Raw genomic sequence first — 2,241 nt, forward strand, 5'->3', positions numbered from 1 at the left:
ATACACCCGTTACTAGGTCGTAGCCCATAACACTTAGAATGACGAAGCCCACTGGGAATACTAGAGCGCCAACAATACCAATGCCTGTTTGCACGATAGTCGTAATTGCCACAACAACAGCAAGAGAAAGAATGATGCCTGCCATTGTGCTTCGAATAAGAAGATCGCGAGTACTTGTTTTCGTTTTCGCTTCACCCACATCGATCATCGTTTGAACGAATTCAGCTGGTTTAAAATCAGGAGACATAAGGTTGTCCTTAAAAAGTTAAAATTAAAAGTTAAAATTGGATGGGAAAAGGCTCTAGCTGCCGAACTAAGGCAATGTCGGGAACTAGAACCCTTGATCTATCAAATCTTGTTACGTATTCGATTATGCTGAGATTTCAACAGCACCTTTGGTAATACGAACTTTATACGCTTTCACGCTGAAGCTCTCGTCTTCCATGCACACACCTGTTGCTAGGTTAAAGCGTTGCTTCTTAAGTGGGCTTGCCACCCAAAGCTCACCTTTGTGCTCAACCGTTAAACCGCGAGATAAAACGTTTGATTGAAAAAACGGGTCAGTGTTACTAATAGCGAACACTTCTTCGGCTTTAGTTGGGCGGAAAATAGCAACTTGCTCACCACCAACCAACGCACAAACACCGGTACCTGGAATAATGTCTTCGATCTTACAAACTTTGGTAAATGCCATGATGTCGTCTCCCAATTAAACCAGTTCAACGTGAAGGATATCGCCCTTCGCTTCTGGGTGTTTTTCTGTGAATGTTGCTGGGCGGTGTTGTTCACGGCCATCGTCAACAAAAACAACGTTTTCATCACGGTCATCAGCATTGATGAAGTGTGAGAAGCGCTTAAGTTGAGCTTCGTCGTTGATAGTGTCAGTCCACTCACAAGCGAAGTTACCCACTAGGCCAGCCACGTCAGCTTCAAGCTGGTCGTTGATGCCAAGTTTGTTATCAACAATCACTTCACGTAGGTAGTCAACGCCACCTTCTAGGTTGTCCATCCATACCGAAGTACGTTGTAGTGGCGCAGCCGTGCGGATGTAGAACATCATGAAACGGTCGATGTATTTCAACAGTGTTTCTTGGTCTAGGTCGCTTGCCAGTAGGTCTGCGTGACGAGGCTTCATACCACCGTTACCACACACGTACATGTTCCAACCCGCGTCAGTCGAGATAATACCTAAATCTTTACCTTGAGCTTCAGCACACTCACGAGTACAGCCCGACACACCAAACTTCATCTTATGAGGAGTACGGATGCCTTTGTAACGGTTCTCGATCATCACGCCTAGGCCAACTGAATCTTGAACGCCGTAACGACACCAAGTTGAACCTACACATGTCTTAGCCATGCGAAGTGCTTTTGCGTAAGCTTGGCCCGTTTCGTAACCCGCAGCAATTAACTTCTTCCAGATTGCTGGTAAGTCATCTTTCTGAGCACCAAACAGACCGATACGTTGTGCACCCGTGATTTTGGTGTACAGGTTGTATTCAGCCGCCACATCCGCAAGAACACTAAGTGCTTGAGGTGTTACTTCACCACCAGCCATACGAGGGATAACCGAGTAAGTGCCGTCTTTTTGAATGTTACCTAGGAAGTTATCGTTGGTATCGTGCAGTTTCACTAGTTCAGGCTTAAGGATGTGTTCACCCCAGCAAGAAGCAAGAATAGAACCCGCTAGAGGTTTACATACTTCACAGCCGTAGCCTTTACCGTATTTCTCTAGTAGCTCATCGAATGTTTTGATTTCTTCGATGCGAATTAGGTGGAAAAGCTCTTGGCGAGAGTAAGCAAAGTGCTCACAAACGTCGTTCTTCACTTCCACACCGGCTTTAGCAAGTTCAGCGTTTAGCACTGAAGTCACAAGTGGAATACAACCACCACAACCAGTACCTGCGCCAGTGACTGCTTTGATATCACCAATGGTGTGGTGACCTTCAGCAACCGCTTGAGCGATCTTGCCTTTCGTTACATCGAAACAAGAACAGATAACGGCAGTTTCTGGTAAAGAATCCGCGCCAAGTGTTGGTTTTTCTGCACCCGCGTGAGCAGGCAGAATCAATGCATCTGGGTGTTCTGGTAGCTCGATTTCATTCAGCATTAGCTGTAGAAGATCGCCATAATCAGATGTGTCACCGACCATTACGGCACCAAGCAGTTTCTTGTTATCTTCAGAAACGATGATGCGTTTGTAAACTTCAGACTCTTCGTTTTGGTAAACGTAGCTCTTAC

At 45.8% G+C, this 2,241-nt stretch carries 3 protein-coding genes; all 3 read right to left on the reverse strand.

Going from position 1 to position 2,241, the window contains the following annotated elements:
• Window positions 1–247 (reverse strand): formate/nitrite transporter family protein (locus AB4496_RS19585; RefSeq protein WP_372131680.1); only part of this gene is annotated, 247 nt, incomplete at its 3' end.
• 123 nt (window positions 248–370) lie between these two features.
• A complete protein-coding gene (nirD, locus tag AB4496_RS19590) occupies window positions 371–694 on the reverse strand; it encodes a nitrite reductase small subunit NirD (protein ID WP_102257983.1) in 324 nt (107 codons plus the stop codon).
• Window positions 695–709: 15 nt separating this feature from the next.
• On the reverse strand, window positions 710–2,241 hold a 1,532-nt coding region (gene nirB, locus AB4496_RS19595), incomplete at its 5' end, for a nitrite reductase large subunit NirB (RefSeq protein ID WP_372131681.1).

Origin of the sequence: Vibrio sp. 10N.222.46.A1 (assembly GCF_041473595.1) — a bacterium.
Taxonomy (GTDB): Bacteria; Pseudomonadota; Gammaproteobacteria; order Enterobacterales; family Vibrionaceae; genus Vibrio; species Vibrio tasmaniensis_A.

Coding starts and splice junctions, on each gene's coding strand:
- nirD (WP_102257983.1), bottom strand. CDS start 694: ATGGCATTTACCAAAGTTTGTAAGATCGAAGACATTATTCCAGGTACC.